The sequence below is a fragment of the Dermacoccus nishinomiyaensis genome, assembly GCF_900447535.1.
In the GTDB taxonomy this organism is placed as follows: Bacteria; Actinomycetota; Actinomycetes; order Actinomycetales; family Dermatophilaceae; genus Dermacoccus; species Dermacoccus nishinomiyaensis.
In genome coordinates this window covers 424,884-445,809 of the sequence record NZ_UFXX01000002.1, presented here as the reverse complement: position 1 = coordinate 445,809, position 20,926 = coordinate 424,884, and the positions used below count along the sequence as shown (strand labels likewise).

The 20,926-nt window shown below is 69.5% G+C and carries 18 protein-coding genes; 14 read left to right on the top strand and 4 right to left on the bottom strand.

Annotated features, from left to right (window positions below; genetic code table 11):
• Positions 1 to 68: 68 nt before the first annotated feature.
• Positions 69 to 839, bottom strand: coding sequence for a hypothetical protein (locus tag DYE07_RS13845; protein WP_115297323.1), 771 nt, complete (start codon positions 837 to 839; stop codon positions 69 to 71).
• Between the two features lie 317 nt (positions 840 to 1,156).
• Positions 1,157 to 2,416: a class I SAM-dependent methyltransferase gene (locus DYE07_RS13840; RefSeq protein WP_115297322.1), complete on the bottom strand. Its 1,260-nt coding sequence runs from the start codon at positions 2,414 to 2,416 to the stop codon at positions 1,157 to 1,159.
• Positions 2,417 to 2,706: 290 nt separating this feature from the next.
• Here DYE07_RS13840 and groES point away from each other — a divergent pair, with 290 nt between their 5' ends.
• The gene (groES, locus tag DYE07_RS13835) at positions 2,707 to 3,000 is read left to right on the top strand and encodes a co-chaperone GroES (protein ID WP_006944132.1); all 294 of its coding nucleotides are present in this window, start codon (positions 2,707 to 2,709) and stop codon (positions 2,998 to 3,000) included.
• Between the two features lie 145 nt (positions 3,001 to 3,145).
• Positions 3,146 to 4,759 (top strand): chaperonin GroEL, encoded by a 1,614-nt coding sequence (gene groL / locus DYE07_RS13830; protein ID WP_006944135.1) that lies wholly within the window; start codon positions 3,146 to 3,148, stop codon positions 4,757 to 4,759.
• Positions 4,760 to 5,208: 449 nt separating this feature from the next.
• Here the strand turns inward: groL and DYE07_RS13825 are convergent, their stop codons facing one another.
• Positions 5,209 to 5,427: an RNA-binding S4 domain-containing protein gene (locus DYE07_RS13825; protein WP_006944081.1), complete on the bottom strand. Its 219-nt coding sequence runs from the start codon at positions 5,425 to 5,427 to the stop codon at positions 5,209 to 5,211.
• A 228-nt stretch (positions 5,428 to 5,655) separates the two neighbouring features.
• Here DYE07_RS13825 and shbA point away from each other — a divergent pair, with 228 nt between their 5' ends.
• The 3 genes from shbA to guaB all read left to right on the top strand — a co-directional run bounded on the left by shbA (position 5,656) and on the right by guaB (position 9,282).
• Positions 5,656 to 6,333: an RNA polymerase sigma factor ShbA gene (shbA, locus tag DYE07_RS13820; protein WP_082740756.1), complete on the top strand. Its 678-nt coding sequence runs from the start codon at positions 5,656 to 5,658 to the stop codon at positions 6,331 to 6,333.
• Positions 6,330 to 7,616: a hypothetical protein gene (locus DYE07_RS13815; protein ID WP_115297321.1), complete on the top strand. Its 1,287-nt coding sequence runs from the start codon at positions 6,330 to 6,332 to the stop codon at positions 7,614 to 7,616. The genes shbA and DYE07_RS13815 overlap by 4 nt, the downstream gene beginning before the upstream one ends.
• A gap of 139 nt (positions 7,617 to 7,755) precedes the next feature.
• Positions 7,756 to 9,282 (top strand): IMP dehydrogenase, encoded by a 1,527-nt coding sequence (gene guaB / locus DYE07_RS13810; RefSeq protein ID WP_062257899.1) that lies wholly within the window; start codon positions 7,756 to 7,758, stop codon positions 9,280 to 9,282.
• A gap of 324 nt (positions 9,283 to 9,606) precedes the next feature.
• Here the strand turns inward: guaB and DYE07_RS13805 are convergent, their stop codons facing one another.
• Entirely contained in the window at positions 9,607 to 10,179 is a 573-nt protein-coding gene (locus DYE07_RS13805; protein WP_147286951.1) for a hypothetical protein, read from the bottom strand.
• A gap of 72 nt (positions 10,180 to 10,251) precedes the next feature.
• On the opposite strand from DYE07_RS13805, the gene DYE07_RS13800 reads away from it, so the two are divergent.
• The 9 genes from DYE07_RS13800 (at position 10,252) to DYE07_RS13760 (ending at position 20,920) form a co-directional block, all read left to right on the top strand.
• Entirely contained in the window at positions 10,252 to 11,241 is a 990-nt protein-coding gene (locus tag DYE07_RS13800) for a bile acid:sodium symporter family protein (RefSeq protein WP_062257902.1), read from the top strand.
• 9 nt (positions 11,242 to 11,250) lie between these two features.
• Positions 11,251 to 12,372: a GuaB3 family IMP dehydrogenase-related protein gene (locus tag DYE07_RS13795; RefSeq protein ID WP_062257903.1), complete on the top strand. Its 1,122-nt coding sequence runs from the start codon at positions 11,251 to 11,253 to the stop codon at positions 12,370 to 12,372.
• 153 nt (positions 12,373 to 12,525) lie between these two features.
• Positions 12,526 to 14,106: a succinic semialdehyde dehydrogenase gene (locus tag DYE07_RS13790; RefSeq protein ID WP_062257905.1), complete on the top strand. Its 1,581-nt coding sequence runs from the start codon at positions 12,526 to 12,528 to the stop codon at positions 14,104 to 14,106.
• Positions 14,103 to 15,869, top strand: a complete 1,767-nt coding sequence (locus DYE07_RS13785) for a GMC oxidoreductase (RefSeq protein WP_115297320.1) — start codon at positions 14,103 to 14,105, stop codon at positions 15,867 to 15,869. The genes DYE07_RS13790 and DYE07_RS13785 overlap by 4 nt, the downstream gene beginning before the upstream one ends.
• 63 nt (positions 15,870 to 15,932) lie before the next feature.
• On the top strand, positions 15,933 to 16,859 hold the full coding sequence (locus DYE07_RS13780) for an SURF1 family protein (protein ID WP_115297319.1): 927 nt from the start codon (positions 15,933 to 15,935) through the stop codon (positions 16,857 to 16,859).
• Positions 16,856 to 17,224, top strand: a complete 369-nt coding sequence (locus tag DYE07_RS13775) for a DUF3817 domain-containing protein (RefSeq protein ID WP_006944851.1) — start codon at positions 16,856 to 16,858, stop codon at positions 17,222 to 17,224. The genes DYE07_RS13780 and DYE07_RS13775 overlap by 4 nt, the downstream gene beginning before the upstream one ends.
• Before the next feature lie 66 nt (positions 17,225 to 17,290).
• Positions 17,291 to 18,868 carry a glutamine-hydrolyzing GMP synthase gene (gene guaA / locus DYE07_RS13770; protein WP_006944852.1) on the top strand — a complete coding sequence of 526 codons (1,578 nt, stop codon included), beginning with the start codon at positions 17,291 to 17,293 and terminating at the stop codon, positions 18,866 to 18,868.
• 147 nt (positions 18,869 to 19,015) lie between these two features.
• A complete protein-coding gene (locus tag DYE07_RS13765) occupies positions 19,016 to 19,885 on the top strand; it encodes a phosphatase PAP2 family protein (protein ID WP_115297318.1) in 870 nt (289 codons plus the stop codon).
• A gap of 27 nt (positions 19,886 to 19,912) precedes the next feature.
• Positions 19,913 to 20,920, top strand: a complete 1,008-nt coding sequence (locus DYE07_RS13760; protein WP_172463036.1) for a phosphatase PAP2 family protein — start codon at positions 19,913 to 19,915, stop codon at positions 20,918 to 20,920.
• Positions 20,921 to 20,926 lie beyond the last annotated feature (6 nt).

The following is a 20,926-nucleotide window of genomic DNA, read 5'->3' as shown; positions in this document are numbered from 1 at the left end:
GAAATGGGTGAGTTCGAGCGCTGTGGCGCTCGCATTCGCCCATTTCGCTCGAGCTCGCTGACACGGCGTCAGCGAAACAGCCAAGCATGCACGAGCGAACCTAGCACCCAGCTGATGCCGACGAACGCAGCGAAGCCGGCGAAGCCTGAACGTCGCTGATCGGGCGCAGGGGCCGTGGAACGGCCGAACCACCCCTCGCGCATCAGGTACCACACGAGGCCGACGCCCATGGGGCAGCTGAAGATCCAGAACCAGCTCCAACGGGTGCCGAAACGGGGCTGGCGGGCGTACAGCGATCCCAGCGCGATCAGCGCGCTGAGCAGCATGACGACCCCGTAGGTCTCGACGGTGCCCGAGCCGTCGGCGTAGCTGATCGTGCCCAGCGGCGTGAGCGCGCGGACCGTCGTGACGCGCGTCGACGCAGCCTGGGTCGCGAGCGATCGGTAGAGGGCGGCCGACGGACTGGACGCGGGGTCGGGCCAGCCGTCCCCGGCGGTGCGCCAGCCGGTGACGCTGAAGTCGCGCGTCACGTGCAGCCCCGAGCTGTCGCTCCAGGCGATCTGCTGCTCCTGCGTCGACGAGAGCGTGCCCGCGCCGTCGCCACCGTTCTCGCGCGGAGTCGTGAAGCGCGAATCCTGCCATTCCTGGGAGAGGGGGTCGGCGAGGCCCGGCGTGAAGTGACCGCTCGGGCCGTCGTCGGAGGGGCGCTGCACGACGAGCCAGTGCACGTCGTCGTGCCGCTGCAGGGCGCTGGCCGCGTCGGCCACACTGCCGGAACGCATCGGCGAGGCGAGGATGCTGACGGCCCACACTGCCCAGAGGATGAGAGCGATGCTCATCAGCCAGGTAGCCGTGCCGCTGCGCCCGGGCGCGGACGGTCGTCGGCCTGTGGTTTCGGCAGGAGCAGGTGGCACAGGCGTCGAGTCTTCGGAGAGGGCGCCCGCCTCGGACGTTTGCATGTTCGTCAGTATCGACGGCTCGAGTGCGTCCGAGCTGGGGCGTGGATCTCGGTCAGGTCACGGTTCGCACGCCCCATCCTCGAGATCGAGCGATACGGGAGAGTCCGAGCGCTGGGGGGGGGCTCGAATTCGCCCACATCGCTCGATCTCACGGATGCGTCATGGGGCGGGGCGTCAGGGAAGCGGGGCGGCGAGCGTCACAGCGGTTCGACGACGAGTGCCAGGCGCTCGCCGTCGAGCGTCACGAGCACGACCGTCAGGGCGTTCGAGCCCTTGAGCTTGAGCGAGCGGCGCAGCGCGTCGGCGTCGACGTCCACGTCGCGTTTCTTGATCGTGAGGCGTCCGACGGCGCGTTCGCGCAGGTAGGCGCGCAGCGTCTTCTCGTGCAGCGGCACGGAGTCGAGCACGCGGTAGGCGCGCCCCAGCAGCCCGATGTCGACGAGCGCATCGGCCGCGACGTAGCCGTGTCCGGGCGTGAACTCGTGGCCGCCCGTGGCGTCGAGCAGCGCCCCGACGAGGCCGCTGCGCGTCAACGCCTTGTCGGCCTCGTAGAAGTACGGTCCGAGTGACGCGCGGCTTGCGGGCGCGGCGTCGATGCCGTCGAAGTCGGCCTCGATGACGTGCAGGACGTCGGGCGGGACGCGATCGCCGGACGACCTCGAGCCGCCCGGTCGGGGACGCATGATCGTCGCAGTTCTGCCGACGTCACGGACGGCGGCGCCCCACCACACGCTCGCCTCCACGACGTCGCCGGCGTAGGAGACGAACTCGACCTCGCAACCGCTCGGCACGTCGTGATGGGCCAGGCTCGGCGAGAGCTTGGCGCCTGCCGCGGGGGCGGCAGCCGCGACGTGCTGGATCAGCTCCCAGGTCGGCGTCAGCGCCGCGAGGGAGAACGTGCGCTTCGTGCGCCCGCGGATGTCGGCGACGCCGGGCGTGCGGCGTGCCGGGTCGAACCACCAGGCGGCCCCGGCTTGGTCGAGCGAAGCCGCGACATCCTCGACCCGCCCCGTGACGACGCGACTGCCGGGAAACGACGCGAGGTTCTGGGCGGCCAGAGCCGCGGTTTCCGGATCCGCTTCGACGCCGATGACGTCGAGCCCGGCCTGTGCGAATCCGACGGCGTCGGAACCGATTCCGCAGCCACCGTCGATGACGAGGCTCGCCCCGGCGTCGAGGAACCGCTGCGCGTGCAGACGGGCGATGGGTGCGCGCGTGGCCTGTTCGAGGGCGTCGGGGGTGAAGAACATCGACGCCGCCGCATCACCGAACTTGTCGACGGCCCTGGCCCGCAGCCGGGACTGGGTGAGCGCAGCGGCGACGAGTTCGGGGGAGTGCCCTGCGGCGCGCAGCCGCGTCGTCAGCATGACGACGTTCTTCTCCTCGTAGGGCGGGAGCGAGGCGAGCAGCGCGCGTCCGTCGTCGGTGAACAACTCGTGCACGACGCTCGCATCCATGGCCGCCATTGTGTCATCGGGGCCCCCGGAGCAGCCCCCGATGCGCTGTGGGCGAACATCGGAAACGAGTTGGCACTCGGCTTGACCGAGTGCCAACGGCATTACTAGATTCGGTTCCAGCACTCACCCCTGGGTAGTGCCAGTGAGCTCATCCCTCGACCCCCGCGACGGCGAGGCGATATCGGCCCACATGCATGCCACACCGCCACCGGTGGGTGGTGTGGCCAGGGAACGAAAGCATCCGTCCCGCCCGAGAAGATCGGGCGGTCTGCGAAAGGGAAGGTCCTACCGTGTCGGTCAACATCAAGCCGCTCGAAGACCGCATCGTCGTCAAGGCCGTCGAGGCCGAGCAGACCACGGCCTCCGGCCTCGTCATCCCGGACACCGCCAAGGAGAAGCCGCAGGAGGGCGAGGTCATCGCCGTCGGCCCCGGTCGCATCGACGACCACGGCAACCGCGTTCCGGTCGACGTCGCCGTCGGCGACAAGGTCATCTACTCGAAGTACGGCGGCACCGAGGTCAAGTTCGCCGGTACCGAGTACCTCATCCTCTCCGCTCGCGACGTGCTCGCGGTCGTCTCCTGACGATCCGTCGAGCCAGCAGGTGACGACGAGCCCGGCTCAGGTCTGACGGCCGGGCCGGGCTCGTCCTTTCCTCTCACTCGCACCCCACACTCTTCCGCTGCGCGCGTCACGCGCCGCGCGGCGCCTTCGAACGAAAGGTTGAACCATGGCCAAGACGCTTGAATTCAACGACGACGCCCGCAAGTCCCTCGAGCGCGGTGTCGACGCGCTCGCCAACGCCGTCAAGGTGACGCTCGGCCCCAAGGGCCGCAACGTCGTCATCGACAAGGCGTGGGGCGCCCCCACGATCACGAACGACGGTGTGACGATCGCCCGCGAGGTCGAGCTCGAGGACCCGTACGAGAACCTCGGCGCGCAGCTCGCCAAGGAGGTCGCCACCAAGACGAACGACGTCGCCGGTGACGGTACGACGACCGCGACGGTTCTCGCCCAGGCGCTCGTCAAGGAGGGCCTGCGCAACGTCGCTGCGGGCGCTGCTCCGTCCGGCCTGAAGCGCGGCATCGACAAGGCCGTCACGGCCATCAACGACCAGCTGCTCGCCAACGCGCGCCCCGTCGACGGTCAGGACGACTACGCCAAGGTCGCCTCGCTGTCCGCTCAGGACGCGACGATCGGTGGCCTCATCGGTGAGGCGTTCGCGAAGGTCGGCAAGGACGGCGTCATCACCGTCGAGGAGTCCTCGACCGCCGAGACGAAGCTCGAGTACACCGAGGGCATGCAGTTCGACAAGGGCTACCTCTCGCCGTACTTCGTCACCGACCCCGAGCGCATGGAGGCCGTCCTCGAGGACGCCTACATCCTCATCAACCAGGGCAAGATCTCGGCCATCGCCGACCTGCTGCCCGTCCTCGAGAAGGTCGTGCAGTCCGGCAAGCCGCTGCTCATCATCGCCGAGGACATCGAGGGCGAGGCCCTCTCCACCCTCGTCGTCAACAAGATCCGCGGCACGTTCAACGTCGTCGCCGTCAAGGCCCCCGGCTTCGGCGACCGCCGCAAGGCGATGCTGCAGGACATCGCGATCCTCACCGGTGGCCAGGTCATCGCCGAGGAGGTCGGGCTCAAGCTCGAGAACGCCGACCTCGACTCGCTCGGCCAGGCACGCCGCATCCAGGTGACGAAGGACAACACGACGATCATCGACGGCGCCGGCGCCGCTGATGACGTCGCGGGCCGCGTCAAGGAGCTCAAGTCCGAGATCGAGCGCACCGACTCCGACTGGGACCGCGAGAAGCTCCAGGAGCGCCTCGCCAAGCTCGCCGGCGGCGTCTGCGTCATCGCCGTCGGTGCGCACACCGAGGTCGAGATGAAGGAGAAGAAGCACCGCATCGAGGACGCCATCGCGGCCACGCGTGCGGCCATCGAAGAGGGCATCGTCGCAGGTGGTGGTTCGGCCGTCATCCACGCGTCGTCTGCTCTCGACTCCCTCTCGCTCGAGGGTGACGAGGCGACGGGTGCCACGCTCGTCGGCAAGGCCATCGCGGAGCCGCTGCGCTGGATCGCCGAGAACGCTGGCCTCGAGGGCTACGTCGCCGTCTCCAAGGTGCGCGAACTGCCCGTCGGCCAGGGCCTCGACGCCGCGACCGGCGAGTACATCGACCTCGTCGACGCCGGCATCATCGACCCCGTCAAGGTGACCCGCTCCGCGCTCACCAACGCCGCCTCCATCGCCTCGATGGTGCTCACGACCGACACCCTCGTCGTCGAGAAGAAGGAAGAGGAAGAGGCCCCCGCCGCCGGCGGCCACGGCCACAGCCACTGATCCTTCCCTCGCTTCGTCTTCCGGCGGCGGTCTGAGCGGGGCGCATGCGCCCCGCTCAGACCCCGCTCGGCGCGACGATGCTTCGGGCGTGACAGACGAATCCCGCCCCGCCCCACACTTCGCAAGCTCAGTGTGGGGCGGGGCGGGATTCGTCTGTCACGGGTCCATGTCGCGCCGCGGTGCGGTGGCGAGAGCGTGCGGTGTTGTTCAGACGCCGGCGTCGCGCCGCGGTGCGGTGGCGAGAGCGTGCGGTGTTGTTCAGACGCTGGCGTCGCGCCGCGGTGCGGTGGCGAGAGCGTGCGGTGTTGTTCAGACGCCGGCGTCGCGCCGCGGTGCGATGGTGGGAGCGTGGGGCGTTGTTCGCCCGGGGGGCTCGCGTCGTCGGGTGGTGGCGGGAACGCGCGAGGTTGTTCCGGAGCCGGCTTCGCGCCGGGGGTGCGGAGCGGGCGTCAGTTCGTGACGCGCACGCACTCGTCCTCGAGGCACACGACGCTGCCGACCTTGATCTGCGCGCTACGACGCGTGTCGACCTCGCCATCCACCGTTACGAGACCCTCCGTGATGACCACGCGCGCCTCCGCACCGTCCTCCACGAGATTCGCGAGCTTGAGCAACTGACCGAGCTTGATCGACTCGTCACGGATCTGAACATCGGCGTGTGCGCTCATGACGCACTCCTTTCTGAGACTGCCCCCATTGTCCCATCGCGGGCGGCGCTGAGGTGGCGCCGCGGCCCCAGCTTCGTTAGCGTGGAGCGTCGATCTACGGCCCCACACACCGTCCGAGCGCGACAGGCAGTACCGTCGGATCGGAACACTGAAGCGCGACCGCACGCCCAGAAACGAGCAGGCAGAACCCCGTCCGACAGCACGCAGCAGCCCCTTGGAGAGGCCCGCATGACGAGCGAGACCGGATACTCCTCGCCCGAGGCCGAATGGCCCCGGGTGAGTTCCGCGCGCCGCCATGTAACGCTCACGACCCCAACAGCGATGGAGGAAGTGAACGGGGAAGCCTCGTCCATCGCCGCGCTGGTCTCAGCAGCGCGATCCGGTGATGACGCGGCACGGGAGACACTTCTCGACGACGTGCACCAACGTGCACTTCGCTATGCCTCGGCAAGGTTGGGGGCCTTCAGTGGCTCCCGCGAACTCGCAGCGGATGCGGCTCAGGAGGTGTGCGTGGCTGTGCTCAAGGCTCTGCCCCGCTACGTCGAGCGCGGTGTCCCCTTCGAAGCGTTCGTGTATTCGATCTGCTCGCGCAAGGTGGCCGACGTCCAGCGCGGCGCCTTCCGCTCCGCCGTGCCGACGGACGAGGTGCCCGACACGATTGACCCCGGCCTCACCCCCGAGGACGCGGCGCTCAACCTCGACACCGCGCGGCGGCTGTCCGTGCTCATGGAGAAATTGACGCCGCAGCAGCGCGAGATCCTGACGCTGCGCGTCGCCGTCGGCCTCAGCGCCGAGGAGACGGGCGCGAGCCTCGGCATGTCGCCGGGCGCCGTCCGTGTCGCCCAGCACCGCGCGCTCGCGCGACTGCGCACCCTGCACGAGACCTCGGGGGAGGAGCTTCGATGACACCGCCCGCCACCCGCTTCGACGTCGAGGCCAACCTGCGTGACATCGCCGAGGACGACGCCCTGCTCGACGCTCTCGGAGCCCGCTCCGTCGTCGAGTCGTCGTGCTCACGCGGCACGACGGTTCCCCCCTCGGAGGCGCGCTGCGTCTCCGCCCGGTTGCGGCCCGTTGTCGAGCCCCCGGCCCGCGAAGGTGACGACGACCTGGAGCGCAGCCCCGGCGAGCAGGCATTGAGCGACCTGTTCACCGCCTGGACACGTGAGATCGACGCGACCTGCGAGGCCGTGACGCGGCCGCTGCGTCCCGAGGTGACGCGCCGGCCCGAGGTACACGACAAGGATGTGTCGGCCCACCCCGTCATCGACACCAACATCACAGCTTCGCGCGAGAACGAGTTCGCCGGCGGTGGCCGCTACCTCGCGACCGGACGACCTACCTCGAAGCGCCGTACGCGGCGTGCTTGGAGTGGACGCGCCAGTCTCACGGCCGTCTCCGCCGGCGCCGTCGTCGCGCTGTCCAGCGTCGCCGCTGCCGTCAACGGCGGAAGCCTGTCGACCGTTCTCGCGCCGCTGCACCTCGACTGGAGCAATGCGCGCGCCGTCGCCGAACCAGACGTCCCCCGAGTGCAGGCCACGGCCGTTCCTACCCCGACGACACTGCCCGGACCGATGGCCGCCGCGCCGGGTGCACCGGCGCGATCGAGTGCGCATGGTGGACCGAGTCAGGGCCAGAGTGCCGGTCGTGAGGCAGCCCGACCCGAAACCGGCCCGCAATCAGGCGCCGAGCGTTCGGGTGAGGGTTCAGTCGCCGGTTCGATGATTCCCGAGCAGGTTCCCTCGAGCGTGGCGATGACGACCACGACGCGCGGCGACGCGCCGCAGCGCACGATGCCGGGAACGCGCGGCCAGCGCTCGTCCCAGTCGACGACGCAGCGCCCGTCGACGGGTTCGGCGTCCAGCTCACGGCCCAGCACGTCGCGTCCGACGGGCTCGTCCGGATCGACCTTGCCCGGTTCGTCCTCGAGCACGTCCAAGCAGAGCAGCTCGAGCACATCCAAGCCGAGCAGTTCGCGTCCGGCGCCGTCGCACTCGCAGCCCACGTCGCCGACCAGCCCGACGACGCCTTCGTCCGGCACTGCGACGCCGACGAGTCCGGCCACGCCGCCTACCACGCCGTCGGCGTCGAGCACGCCGACGCCCTCCGACACGGTTTCGGACCCGGGCACCGCGCAGACGAGCGCCGGCGCCACCGCGACGGGAAGCCCGTCGGCCGAATCCGACTGACGGTAGCTGCGGCGCGGTTCGTCGTGGAGCCCGGTTGCCGGCTCGCACTGACCGGAGCTGCGGCGGGCTCGTCGTGCAGCCACCTGTGCCGTCGTCACGCGCGGTGAGGGCAGGGGCCGGAGTGTCCTAGACTTGGTGAATGGCTTTCGGTTCTGACAATGTCACTGACGTTCCCCCGAAGTTCGCGACGCTGGGCCTGACCTACGACGACGTTCTGCTGCTGCCCGGCGAGACCGACGTCATCCCGTCCGAGGTCGACACGACGGCGCAGCTGACGCGCGAGATCACCCTCAACATTCCGCTCGTTTCGGCGGCGATGGACACCGTCACCGAAGCGCGCATGGCGATTGCCATGGCGCGCGAGGGTGGCATGGGTGTGCTGCACCGCAACCTGTCGATCGAGGATCAGGCCTACCAGGTCGACCTCGTCAAGCGCACGCAGACGGGGCGCATCACGAACCCCGTGACGATCGGCCCCGACAAGACGCTCGAAGAGCTCGACGCGATCTGCGGCCAGTACCGCGTCTCCGGGCTGCCCGTCGTCGTCGAGGACGACAAGCTCGTCGGCATGATCACCAACCGCGACCTGCGCTTCACGCCCGTCGCGGAGTGGGCGACGACGAAGGTGCGCGACGTCATGACGCCGCAGCCGCTCGTCACTGCTCCCGTCGACATCTCGAACGACGACGCGACAGCGATCCTGCGTCAGCACAAGCGTGAGCGCCTGCCGCTCGTCGACGACGACGGGCGTCTCGTCGCGCTCATCACCGTGAAGGACTTCGTGAAGTCCGAGCAGTTTCCGAACGCCTCGAAGGACGCCGAAGGCCGCCTGCTCGTCGGCGCCGCCGTCGGCTACTTCGGTGAGGCCTGGCAGCGCGCGACGACGCTCATCGAAGCGGGCGTCGACGTGCTCGTCGTCGACACCGCGCACGGCCACGCCAAGCTGTTGCTCGACATGATCCGCAAGCTCAAGGCCGACCCCATGACGAAGCATGTGCAGATCGTCGGCGGAAACGTCGCGACCCGCGCAGGCGCGCAGGCACTCGTCGACGCCGGCGTCGACGCCGTCAAGGTCGGCGTTGGCCCCGGCTCCATCTGCACGACGCGCATCGTCGCCGGCGTCGGCGTCCCGCAGGTCAGCGCCGTCTACGAAGCCGCGCAGGCCTGCCAGCCCGCCGGCGTGCCCGTCATCGCCGACGGCGGCCTGCAGTACTCCGGCGACATCGCGAAGGCCCTCGTCGCAGGCGCCTCCACCGTCATGGTCGGCTCTCTGCTCGCCGGCACCGAAGAATCACCCGGCGAAGTCGTCCTCATCAACGGCAAGCAGTTCAAGGCCTACCGCGGCATGGGCTCACTCGGAGCGATGAGCTCACGCGGCAAGAAGTCCTATTCCAAGGACCGCTACTTCCAGGCCGACGTCATCAGCGACGACCAACTCGTCCCCGAAGGCATCGAAGGCCGCGTCTCCTACAAGGGCCCCGTCAGCAACGCCGTCCGCCAACTCGTCGGCGGCCTGCACCAGTCGATGTTCTACGTCGGCGGATCGACGATCCCCGAACTGCAGAAGCGCGGCCAATTCGTGCGCATCACCTCCGCCGGGCTCAAAGAAAGCCACCCCCACGACGTCCAAGGCATCGTCGAAGCGCCGAATTACTCCATTCGCTGACTTGTGCCGTCCGGATCCGGGAGCGGCAACGTCATGCGCCACGAAGGCGACCCCGGTCACTCGCAAGCTCGCGACGGGGTCGCCTTCGTGCGTCTGCGTCGTCGGGTGCTGCGGTCGTGGGAGGGTTCGGCCACCGCTTGCGGAGTTCGGGGCCTCGCTGACGTCCGTGTCGGTCGTGGTGCGGTCGTGGGAGGGAGCGGCTGGTACGGGTGGCCACGGACGTCGCCCGAAAACGCCTCATGGATGACGCCATTCCGGGCAACGATCAGTTCAGCTGGCCTCGCTGGTGCGCGTTGGATGGAGTCACCGGTGAAGCACCTCGGATCAGTCACGAAGCCTCTTCGTCGCGACGACGCCCACATCAGGACGCGCGGGCAGAACTGCCTCGAGCGCACAGAGGTATGAGTCGCCCCAGGTGACGCGGGTGATGTTGGTCGTGCGGTAGGCCAGAGGCTCCTCGCGCCAAGCGGCATCGGCATCGACCTCGTGCATCCACGTCCAACGCTTGTCGATCAGAACCGGGACGCCCACCCACATGGCGTCCTCGAGCTTCCGCTCGCGTTCGATCGCGATGAGCCGACCCCGCGTCGGCGCCGATTCCAGGAGACCCCTCGTCGAGTCCAGATCGAGATGGAGCGGCGACTCAGGCCAGTCGGTCCGCGTCTTGGCGAACGCGTCCTCGAAGCCTGCGCGTCTGCGCACCGCGATCACGTCCTTCAGACGAATAGCGGTGAACCCGTCGGGGTACCCGCCGTCGCGCGCGTTCGCGATGAGAGCCCACTTCTTGCCGACGGCGCTCACGTAGCCCCAAACGGTTTCAGAAGAGCGAGGGTTGCGATGGACGTCCACGAGGCTGCGATCGATACGGGCCTTGTCGAGCTTCTTCGCGGCATCCATGCGAAGAGCGTAGCCACGCCGAGGAAGACACTGCAGGTTTTCATCATCGAGGACCGGTGATACTCATGACCCGTGCGCTTCATCACCAAGTACCTCGACGGATACGTCCTCGCCCTGCTCGGAATGGTCGCCCTGGCGTGCCTGCTGCCGGCACGCGGCGGTGCCGTCGCGCCCGTCGAATGGGCGACGAACATCGCCATCGGGCTGCTGTTCTTCCTCTACGGCGCGCGCCTCTCGACCGAGGAGACGAAAGAGGGCTTCCGCCACTGGCGCCTCCACCTGCTCGTCCTCGCGTTCACGTTCGTCGCGTTCCCACTGCTGGGCCTCGTCATCCGGCCCATCGCTGACACGTTCCTGCCCCACACCCTCAGCCTCGGACTGCTGTACCTGACGCTGCTGCCGTCGACCGTGCAGTCGTCCGTCACGTTCACCTCACTCGCGCGCGGCAACGTCGCCGCGTCGATCTGCGCCGCCTCGTTCTCCAACATGCTCGGCGTCGTGCTCACGCCCCTGCTCGTCATCGGTGTCATGGGCGGGCAGGCCGCGTTCAGCCTCGACTCGGCGGAGAAACTCATCGTCCAACTGCTGCTGCCGTTCATCCTCGGCCAGTTCTGCCACAAGCGCCTCGGCGGCTTCCTCGCCGAACACAAGCAGGGCCTGACGTACCTCGACCGCGGCGGCATCATGCTCGTCGTCTACTCCGCATTCAGCGCCGGCATGCGCGAACACATGTGGAGTCACGTCACCGTGTGGCAGGTCGTGGCGCTGCTTCTCATCTGCGCTGTGCTGCTCGCCGTCGTCATGGTCGGCTCGTACGTGACGGCGCGCCGCCTCGGCTTCTCGCGGGCCGACCAGGTCGCCATCGTGTTCTGCGGATCGAAGAAGTCGATGGCGTCCGGCTTGCCGATGGCGACGGTGCTGTTCCCCTCCGGCGTCGGACTGCTCGTGCTGCCCCTCATGATGTTCCACCAGCTGCAACTCATCGTCTGCGCGCAGGTCGCGCGCCAGTGGCCCGACGAACCCGCCCCCGGGCGGGCGCCGGAAGACGGCGCGAGGGAATAGGATCGACGCGTGACTGAGATCGAGATCGGCAAGGGCAAGCGCGGTCGCCGCGCGTATTCACTCGACGACATCGCGATCGTCCCGTCGCGCCGCACGCGCGACCCGCGGGAGGTGTCGACGTCGTGGCAGATCGACGCCTACCACTTCGAGCTGCCCGTCATGGCCGCGCCGATGGACTCGCTCATGTCGCCCGCGACGGCCATCGCGTTCGGCAAGCTCGGCGGCCTGCCGGTGCTCGACCTCGAGGGCCTGTGGACGCGCTACGAGGAGCCCGAGAAGCAGCTCGCGCAGATCGCGACGTGCAGCCCTGACGAGGCCACCGCCCGCATGCGCGAGATCTACGCCGAGCCCATCAAGCCCGAACTCATCACCGCACGCCTCAAGGAGATCCGTGACGCGGGCGTCACCGTCGCCGGCGCCCTGACACCGCAGCGCACGCAGGAGCACTGGCGCACCGTCGTCGCGGCGGGCGTCGACCTGTTCGTCATCCGCGGCACGACCGTGTCGGCCGAGCACGTCTCCGGCGCGTCCGAACCGCTCAACCTCAAGCGCTTCATCTACGAGCTCGACGTCCCCGTCATCGTCGGCGGCGCGGGCACCTACACCGCTGCGCTGCACCTCATGCGCACCGGCGCGGCCGGCGTCCTCGTCGGCTTCGGCGGCGGCGCCGCGCACACGACGCGCCGCACGCTCGGCATCCACGCGCCCATGGCGACGGCGATCTCCGACGTCGCTGCGGCGCGCCGCGACTACCTCGACGAGTCGGGCGGACGTTACGTCCACGTCATCGCGGACGGCGGCGTCGGCACATCCGGCGACATCGTCAAGGCCGTCGCGTGCGGCGCTGACGCCGTCATGCTCGGCGCAGCCCTCGCGCGTGCCGAGGAGGCGCCGGGCCGCGGGTTCCACTGGGGCCCCGAAGCGCACCACAGCCAGCTGCCGCGCGGTGAGCGCGTCGAGGTCGGCACCGTCGGTTCGCTCGAGCAGATCCTCGACGGCCCCGGCCAGAGCGCCGACGGCACGACCAACATCATGGGCGCCCTCAAGCGCGCGATGGCGACGACCGGTTACTCCGACCTCAAGGAGTTCCAGCGCGTCGAACTCGTCGTCGCGCCCTACCAGCGCAGCTGACCCCCCACCCGGCACGCCCTCGCTCTTTCGAAGAGCGGGGGCGTGCTGCGTCGAGGGAGGCATCGCGTCGGCAGAGCGCACGACGGCGCCCGCCATGTGCACGGTGTACGCGAAAGTAACCACGGTGTCGGAGGTCACATCTACAGTGGGGGGATGACGCCTTCACTGCACACCCAGCCGCGCCCTCAGCGTCCGCTTGCTCTCGACGAGGCGACCGTCCGACGCATGAGCGCCCGCGTCGTCGCGAGCGGCCCGGCGCAGGAACGCATGACGCCGCTGACGGGGGAGACGATCGGCGCGCTGCCCACGTCGACGCCCGACGACGTCGTCACCGCCTACGAACGGGCGCGCGCAGCGCAGCAGGAATGGGCACAGCGCGACGTCCGCGAACGCGTCGAGTTCCTCACGAGGCTGCACGACCTCGTGCTCGATCGCCAGGACGAGTTGCTCGACCTCATCCAGATCGAGTCGGGCAAGGCGCGCATCCAGGCGTTCGAGGAGGTGCTCGACACCGCGGGCGTGTGCCGTCACTACGCCAAGAAGGCGCCGAGCTATCTCGCCGAGCGCAAGGCCCTCGGCGCGCTTCCGGTGCTGACGCAGGCGCGCACGCACTATCTGCCGAAGGGCGTCGTCGGCATCGTCGCGCCGTGGAACTACCCGCTGTCGATGTCGATCACGGACGCGCTGCCGGCGCTCGCGGCGGGCAACGCCGTCGTCCTGCGCCCGGACGAGAAGTCGAGCTTCACGTGCCTGCGCGCCGTTGAACTGTGCGACGAGGCGGGCCTGCCCGAGGGGCTGCTCCAGGTCGTCCTCGGCGACGGGCCGAACGTCGGCGGGGCGGTGCTCGAGCACGCGGACTCGGTGATGTTCACCGGTTCGACGAAGACGGGCCGCATCGTCGCGCGCGACGCGGGGGAGCGGCTCAAGAGCGCGTCGCTCGAACTCGGTGGCAAGAACGCCATGTACATCGCCGATGACGCCGACCTGACGCGCGCCGCCGAGTGCGCGCAGCGCGCCGTCTTCGCGAGCGCGGGCCAGCTGTGCATCTCGATCGAGCGTCTCGTCGTGCACGAGAAGATCGCCGACGAGTTCCTGCGACGCTTCCTCGAACGCGTCGCAGCGATGAAGATCGGCGTGGCGCTCGACTGGGGCTACGACATGGGCAGCCTCATCTCGGCCGACCAGCTCGAACGCGTCACACAGCACGTCGACGACGCCGTCGCGAAGGGCGCGACGGTGCTGACCGGAGGCAAGGCGCGCTCCGACATCGGCCCGTACTGCTACGAACCGACCGTCCTCGACGGCGTCGCGGACGGCATGCTGTGCCGCGACGAGGAGACATTCGGGCCCGTCGTCAGCGTGTACCGCGTGAGCAGCGATGACGAGGCCGTCGCCCTCGCCAATGACACCGACTTCGGCCTCAACGCCTCCGTCTGGACGAAGGACGTCGCGCGCGGGCGCGCCATTGCCGCCCGCATCCGCACCGGAACCGTCAACGTCAACGAGGGCTACGCGGCCGCTTACGCGAGCAATGGCGCGCCGATGGGCGGCATGAAGGCCTCCGGTCTCGGGCGGCGTCACGGCGCGGAGGGCATCACGAAGTACACCGACATCCAGAACGTCAGCGTGCAGCGGTTGCAGGGCTTCGGCGTGCCGAAGGGCGTGTCGCAGCGACAGTTCGCTCGCGCCCTGAGCACGGGTCTGCGCGTCATGAAGAAGGCGGGCCTGTCATGAACACCACCTCGCGCGATCAGGCGATGGACGTCGACGTCGCCGTCATCGGCTCCGGCTTCGGCGGCTCGGTCGCGGCGCTGCGGTTGGCTGAGAAGGGCTATGACGTCGTCGTGCTCGAAGCCGGCCCGCGGCGGCGTGACGACGAGTTCGCCAAGACGAGCTGGGACGTGCGCAACTACGTCTGGGCGCCCAAGCTCAAGTGCTTCGGCGTGCAGCGCATCCACAAGCTGCCGCACGCCGTCATCCTCGCCGGCGCGGGCGTGGGCGGCGGCAGCCTCAACTACGCGAACACGCTCTACGTGCCGCCGAAGACGTTCTTCGACGACCCGCAGTGGGCGCACATCACCGACTGGCAGGAAGAACTCGCGCCGCACTACACCGTGGCGAAGAAGATGCTCGGCGTCGTCGAGGCCAACCCGTGCGAGGGCGTCGTCGAGAACGTCATGCGCGACGCAGCCCGCAGCCTCGGTGTCGAGAACACGTTCCGCAAGACGCCGGTCGGCGTGTACTTCGGACGCGCCGGCGAGCGCGTCGACGATCCTTACTTCGGGGGCGAGGGCCCGGCGCGCACCGGCTGCACCGAGTGCGGCAACTGCATGGTCGGCTGCCGCGTCGGCGCGAAGAACACGCTGCTCAAGAACTACCTACCCCTCGCCGAACGGGCCGGCGCACGCATCGAGGCGATGCGCACCGTCGTCGATCTCGAACCGATCGGTGAGCACGGCGAAGGCGGCTGGCGCGTGACGAGTGAGCGCACCGGCGCGTGGCTGCGTCGGGATCGCCGGACGATGACGGCCCGCCACGTCGTCCTCGCCGCCGGGACGTGGGGGACGCAGTCGTTGCTGCACACGCTGCGGGCCGAGGGGCGCCTGCGGCACCTGTCGCCGCGGCTGGGCAAGCTGACGCGTACCAACTCCGAAGAACTCGGTGGTGCGGCCCTCGTCGACGTACCGCGCGGCGCGGACCTGACGAAGGGCGTCGCCATCACCTCCAGCTTTCACGTCGACGCCACGACGCACGTCGAGAACTGCCGTTACGGCAAGGGCTCGAACGCGATGGGCTTCTTCTCCACCCTGCTCATCCCCGGCGACGTGCCGAGCCGCACGCGTGCCTTCGCGCGCGAGTTCATCAAGCGCCCGGGCACGCTGCTCAAGACCGTCGTGCCGCGAAGATGGAGTGAGCGCACCGTCATCGCCCTCGTCATGCAGACGCTCGACAACTCCATCGACGTCTCACCGCAGCGCACGCGCCGCGGATGGAAGCTGACGTCCGCGCAGGGCCACGGCGAACCCAATCCGTCGTGGATTGCTGGCGGGCACAGGGCGATTCACGCGATGGCGAGCGAGCTGCAGAAGGCCGTCAAGGGCACCGCGGTGCCGGGCGGCACGTGGAACGAGCTGTTCGAGGTGCCGATGACGGCGCACTTCCTCGGCGGCGCACCGATCAGCGACGGGCCGGGCACGGGCGTCATCGACGCGTATCACCGCGTCCACGGCTACCCGACTCTGTCGATCGTCGACGGTTCGGCTGTCTCCGCGAACCTGGGCGTCAATCCTTCGCTGACGATCACCGCCCAGGCCGAACGTGCGATGAGTGCGTGGCCGGCCAAGGGGGAGCGGGACGAGCGCCCGGCGCCGGGTGAGGAGTACGTCAGGCTCGACATGGCGCCGGGTCGTGTGCCCGGGCAGGTCGTCGACGTCGGGATGCCGCGCATCGGTGGGCTTGCCGGTGGTGAAAGGGGCGCCGTCGAGGTGACGCTATGACGCTCCACAATGCAGAGCGACCCGTCTGAGGCAACGTTCAGTTCGACCCCGTAGGCTGAGTCGGTGCTGCGAACCGCGATGAAACCCCGCCTCCTGCGGTTGTTCGTCGTCATGCTCGTTCTGACGGCAGCCTTCGTCTGGTTGGGCAACTGGCAGTGGCAGACGGCCCACAACAGGGCCAACCAGCAGGTCCTCGAGGAGAGCAACGGGCGCGCTGTGGAACCACTCGACGACGTCCTGAAACCGCAGACGACGTTCGACAACGGGCGCTCCTTGCAGCCGATTCGTGCGACCGGCCACTATGACGCCGCGAAGACCGAACTGGTCGCCGGTCGCGTACTCGACGGCAAGAACGGCTACTGGCTCATGACACCGCTCGTCGTCGACATGACGGGCGCGCGCATCCCGGTGGTGCGCGGGTTCGTCACGCAGACGACGAAGCTGCCCGCGCCGACGTCAGGCACGGTGACGATCGAGGGCGCGCTCGCGCCCGGTGAATCGGTCTCTACGCTCGGTGAACTTCCCGAGGGGCAGATCGGCACGATCGACATGGGCCGGCTGCTCAACGAGTGGGGCGGCAAGGTCTACAACGGCTTCGTCTTCTCGACGAAACAGGCGCCGGCCGCGGCGCCGCAGTCGGGAACCGCTGTCGTGCAGCACATTCCGCCGCCGGTGCCGAAGGCCACGAAGGTCGATCTGCGCAACGCGGCCTATGCGTGGCAGTGGTGGATCTTCGCGATCTTCGCCGTCTTCATGTGGCTGCGGATCCTGCATGAGGAATACCTCAACGACCGGGCGGCCGCCGAAGCCGCGATCTCCGACGGGCCGCAGGCAACAGATGCGCCCGACGTGCGCGCCGCACGCAGCGAGGGCGACGCCGCTGACGATCTCGACCAGCCCGACGATGGTGCCGCCCGGGCGTCGTCGGCTCCCGAAACCCTCGCCGAACAGGGCGCGATGCGCCCGGCGACACGAAAGGAAACGCCGTGACAAAGCCTGCTCCCACCCCCGGCCGCCCCGTGGTGCGCATCGACGCACTCAAGGCTCGCTCTGCCCTCAAGTTCTTCAAGGTCGCCGCGTTCATCGTCGGTATCGGCCTGCTCGTTCTCGTGCTCGAGATGGTGCTGCACTACGGTTTCGACAACCACGCCCTCGACTGGTGGCCGCAACCGCATGGTCTGCTCTTCCTCGTCTATGTCGCCGCGACGGCGAATCTGGGTTTCGCCATGCGCTGGGGGATCGGCAAGATGGTGCTCGTCATCCTGGCCGGCTGCGTCCCGTTCCTGTCCTTCTGGGTGGAGCGCCGCATCAGCGGTGAGGTCGAGCGCGATCTCGAGGCACTCCCCACCCGCTGAGCGGCTGTCAGCGTCCGATAACCGCGTGATTCCGGGGTTGTCGCCCCGGCCGATAGGATGAGTGACGTGACCGAAAATCTGCAGGATCATCCCGTTCTCGTCGTCGACTTCGGCGCGCAGTACGCGCAGCTGATCGCGCGACGCGTGCGTGAGTGCGCCCTCTACTCCGAGGTCGTGCCGCACACGATGAGTGCCGCCGAGATGCTGGCCAAGGAGCCCGCGGCCATCGTGCTCTCGGGCGGGCCGTCGTCGGTGTACGCCGAGGGGGCGCCGTCGCTCGACGTCGCGCTGCTCGAGGCCGGCGTGCCCGTGTTCGGCATCTGCTACGGCTTCCAGGCGATGGCTGACGCTCTGGGCGGCACCGTCGGCCACACGGGTGGTCGTGAGTACGGCAACACGACGGCGACGATCACGCACACCGAGTCCGTCCTGTTCGCGGGGCAGCCCGCCGAGCAGAACGTGTGGATGTCGCACGGTGACGGCGTCACCGAGGCTCCCGCGGGCATGACGGTGTGTGCCCGCACACCCGGCGCGCCCGTCGCGGCGTTCGAGGATCCGGCGCGCAAGCTGTTCGGCGTCCAGTGGCACCCGGAGGTGTTGCACTCCGCCCATGGCCAGGAGGTGCTTCGTAACTTCCTGCTCAAGGGCGCCGGCCTCGAGGCGACGTGGACGGCCGCCAACATGGCCGAGGAGCTCGTCGAGCAGGTGCGGGAGCAGATCGGTGAGGGCCGCGCGATCTGTGGCCTCTCCGGTGGTGTCGACTCCTCGGTCGCCGCGGCGATGGTGCAGAAGGCGATCGGCGACCGACTGACGTGCGTCTTCGTCGACCACGGCCTGCTGCGCGCCGGTGAGGCCGAGCAGGTCAAGGAGGACTTCGTCGCCGCCACCGGCGTCGACCTCGTCGTCGTCGATGCGTCGCAGCAGTTCCTCGACGCGCTCGCGGGTCAGAGCGACCCGGAGACGAAGCGCAAGATCATCGGTCGCGAGTTCATCCGCGTCTTCGAGCAGGCCGCGCGCGACATCGTCGGCGCTGAGTCGAGCAGCGAGCACCCCGTCGAGTTCCTCGTCCAGGGCACGCTGTACCCCGATGTCGTCGAATCCGGCGGTGGCACGGGCGCGGCCAACATCAAGAGCCACCACAACGTGGGCGGCCTGCCCGACGACCTGCAGTTCACGCTCGTCGAGCCGCTGCGTTCGCTGTTCAAGGACGAGGTGCGTCAGGTCGGTCTCGAGCTCGGTGTGCCCGAGGCGATCGTGTGGCGCCAGCCGTTCCCGGGCCCCGGCCTCGGCATCCGCATCATCGGCGAGGTGACGGCCGAGCGCCTCGAGATCCTGCGCGCTGCCGACCTCATCGCCCGCGAAGAACTGACGGCCGCCGGTCTCGACCGCGACATCTGGCAGTGCCCCGTCGTGTTGCTCGCCGACGTGCGCTCCGTCGGCGTGCAGGGCGACGGCCGTACGTACGGCCACCCCATCGTCCTGCGCCCCGTATCGAGCGAGGACGCGATGACGGCCGACTGGACGCGCCTGCCCTACGACGTGCTCGCCAAGATCTCGAACCGCATCACGAACGAGGTCGCCGACGTCAACCGCGTCGTGCTCGACGTGACGAGCAAGCCGCCGGGCACCATCGAGTGGGAGTGAGTTCGAAGGTGACGGCCTGATGCCTCCTGAGCTCACGCACGACGACGGCGCAGCCCGCACGGCTGCGCCGTCGTCGCATCCCGGTGGTCCTCGACGCGGTCACGACGATCGGCCCGGCGGGTCGGCACGCCCCGGCGGTGGTGCGCGATGAGCGCCGATGACCTCGTGGGCGCGACACGCGCTGGCGACGACGCCGAGCCGGCCGGCGACATCCCGGAGTCCGTGCGTCGTCTTGTCTGCTCGGTGACGACCATGGCGCTCGTGTCGCTCACCGGGTTCCTTCTGGTGCTGTGGGTGTTCACGCGCACGGCACGCGGCCAGATGTGGGGCGAACGGGCGCGCCTGAGCACCGGCTCCAGCGCGCGAGCCTGGGCGCACATCGTCGACCCCCTGACGTACATCACGATCGCGAGCACGGGCGCGTTCCTGCTCGCGTTCGTCGTGATCGCACTCGTGCGACGCCGTTTCGCTCTCGCGGCGGCGGCCGTCTGCGTCGTCTCTGTGGCGAACGTGACGACGCAGCTGTTCAAGGCCTATTGGCCCACGCAACCGCACTGGTGGTCGAACTCGTTGCCAAGTGGGCACTCGACGGTGGCGATGAGCATCGCCACGGCTGCCCTCATCGTCGCGCCCGTGGGCGCCAGGCGATGGCTGCTGCCGTTCGCCGGCTTCGGGGTGACGTTCGTCGGCGCGGGCACGCTCGTCGGACACTGGCACCGGCCCGCCGACGTCATCGCGGCCTTTCTGCTGACCACGTTCCTCGCCGCGATCGCGCTGGGCGTCGTGCAGCGCGTCCAGCACGGCCGTCATCCGCGCGACACGTCGTACGCGGTGCGACCCGTGCTCAGCCTGGCGGGCAGCATCGGCGTCGGCCTCATCTTCGTCGCGCTCGGGGTGCGTCCGCTCGATCACGACGTCTCGCTCGTCCTGGCGTTCGTCTCCCTGGTGAGCATCGCCGTGACGGCGGCGCTCACGCTGGCGTGGATCAGCGCCGCCGCCGACGACGCCGTCGGCTGAGGTCTCGAGCAGACCATGGTGGCCCGTGTGCCGCGCGACGCGGTGCGGTCGTGGGGTCGGCGCTTCGTGCCGGCCGCGTTCATGATGCTGCTCGCAGCCGTCGTGGTCGGAATCGTGGCGATGGCGCGTGATCTCCCGGGCGGGGTCAGCAGGGCCCGGGACGGCATGCACGCGTTGAGTGGTACGGGCCGCACGTTCGAGACGATCGCGGCCTGCGTCGGGTGGGTACCGCGCGGGGCGCTCGTGGTCGCTGTCGTGGCGGTCGTGGCGCTCCCGGTTTCGCTGCTGCGCCGCGGCGGCGCATGGGCCGTGACGCCCCCGCGCGCCGCCTCCGCTCTGCTCGTCATCGCCGGCGCCAATCTGAGCACGCAGGCGGCCAAGTTGCTGCTCGCCCGGGTGCTCACGCCTGAGGTCGCGACGCTGCCCAGTGGGCACGCCACGCTCGCGCTGACGAGCGCTGCCGCCGTCGTCCTCCTCGCGCCCCCGCGATGGCGGCGTGCGGCGCTCGTCGGCGCCGGAGCCTGGGGAACGCTGGGGTGTCTCGGCGTCATTGCGGCGTACTGGCACGCGCTGGGCGACGTCGTCGCCGCGATCGCAGTCGTCGCGGCCTGGCTGGGCGTTGCGCATCTGCTGCTGACGCCTCGAGGCGGTGGGGGTGGGCCGCACCCGTTCTTGGGGGACCTGGCGATCCCTGACGAAAGTATCGATGCTGAGGCAGCCGCCTGCGTCGGCCCCCGGACGCGCGGGGAGCGCCGCACCCCAGCGCACCCCGATGGCGCCACCGTAAGCCGGCCGGCCTCGGGTGGCACGTTGGGTGCCTGGCCCCGCCCGGCGCCCCACGACGTGCTCGCGGCGGCTGCGGGCGCCGCGTGGGTCGTCGTCACGTTCCTCGGGTGGGGCACGGACGTCAACGCTTTCGGTGCGTGGTGGGTGGGCGCGGCTGTGCTCGAACTCGTCGCCGTCCCGCTGGGCGTCACGATGATCGTCGCCTCCGCCGCGCGTGCCGTCCGGGAGGTCGCGCGGACCACGCACTAGGCTGGC

Coding starts and splice junctions, on each gene's coding strand:
- DYE07_RS13805 (WP_147286951.1), bottom strand. CDS start 10,179: ATGGATGCCGCGAAGAAGCTCGACAAGGCCCGTATCGATCGCAGCCTC.
- groL (WP_006944135.1), top strand. CDS start 3,146: ATGGCCAAGACGCTTGAATTCAACGACGACGCCCGCAAGTCCCTCGAG.
- DYE07_RS13825 (WP_006944081.1), bottom strand. CDS start 5,427: ATGAGCGCACACGCCGATGTTCAGATCCGTGACGAGTCGATCAAGCTC.
- DYE07_RS13840 (WP_115297322.1), bottom strand. CDS start 2,416: ATGGATGCGAGCGTCGTGCACGAGTTGTTCACCGACGACGGACGCGCG.
- DYE07_RS13845 (WP_115297323.1), bottom strand. CDS start 839: ATGAGCATCGCTCTCATCCTCTGGGCAGTGTGGGCCGTCAGCATCCTC.
- DYE07_RS13815 (WP_115297321.1), top strand. CDS start 6,330: ATGACACCGCCCGCCACCCGCTTCGACGTCGAGGCCAACCTGCGTGAC.
- DYE07_RS13790 (WP_062257905.1), top strand. CDS start 12,526: ATGACGCCTTCACTGCACACCCAGCCGCGCCCTCAGCGTCCGCTTGCT.
- guaB (WP_062257899.1), top strand. CDS start 7,756: ATGGCTTTCGGTTCTGACAATGTCACTGACGTTCCCCCGAAGTTCGCG.
- shbA (WP_082740756.1), top strand. CDS start 5,656: ATGACGAGCGAGACCGGATACTCCTCGCCCGAGGCCGAATGGCCCCGG.
- DYE07_RS13785 (WP_115297320.1), top strand. CDS start 14,103: ATGAACACCACCTCGCGCGATCAGGCGATGGACGTCGACGTCGCCGTC.
- DYE07_RS13765 (WP_115297318.1), top strand. CDS start 19,016: ATGAGCGCCGATGACCTCGTGGGCGCGACACGCGCTGGCGACGACGCC.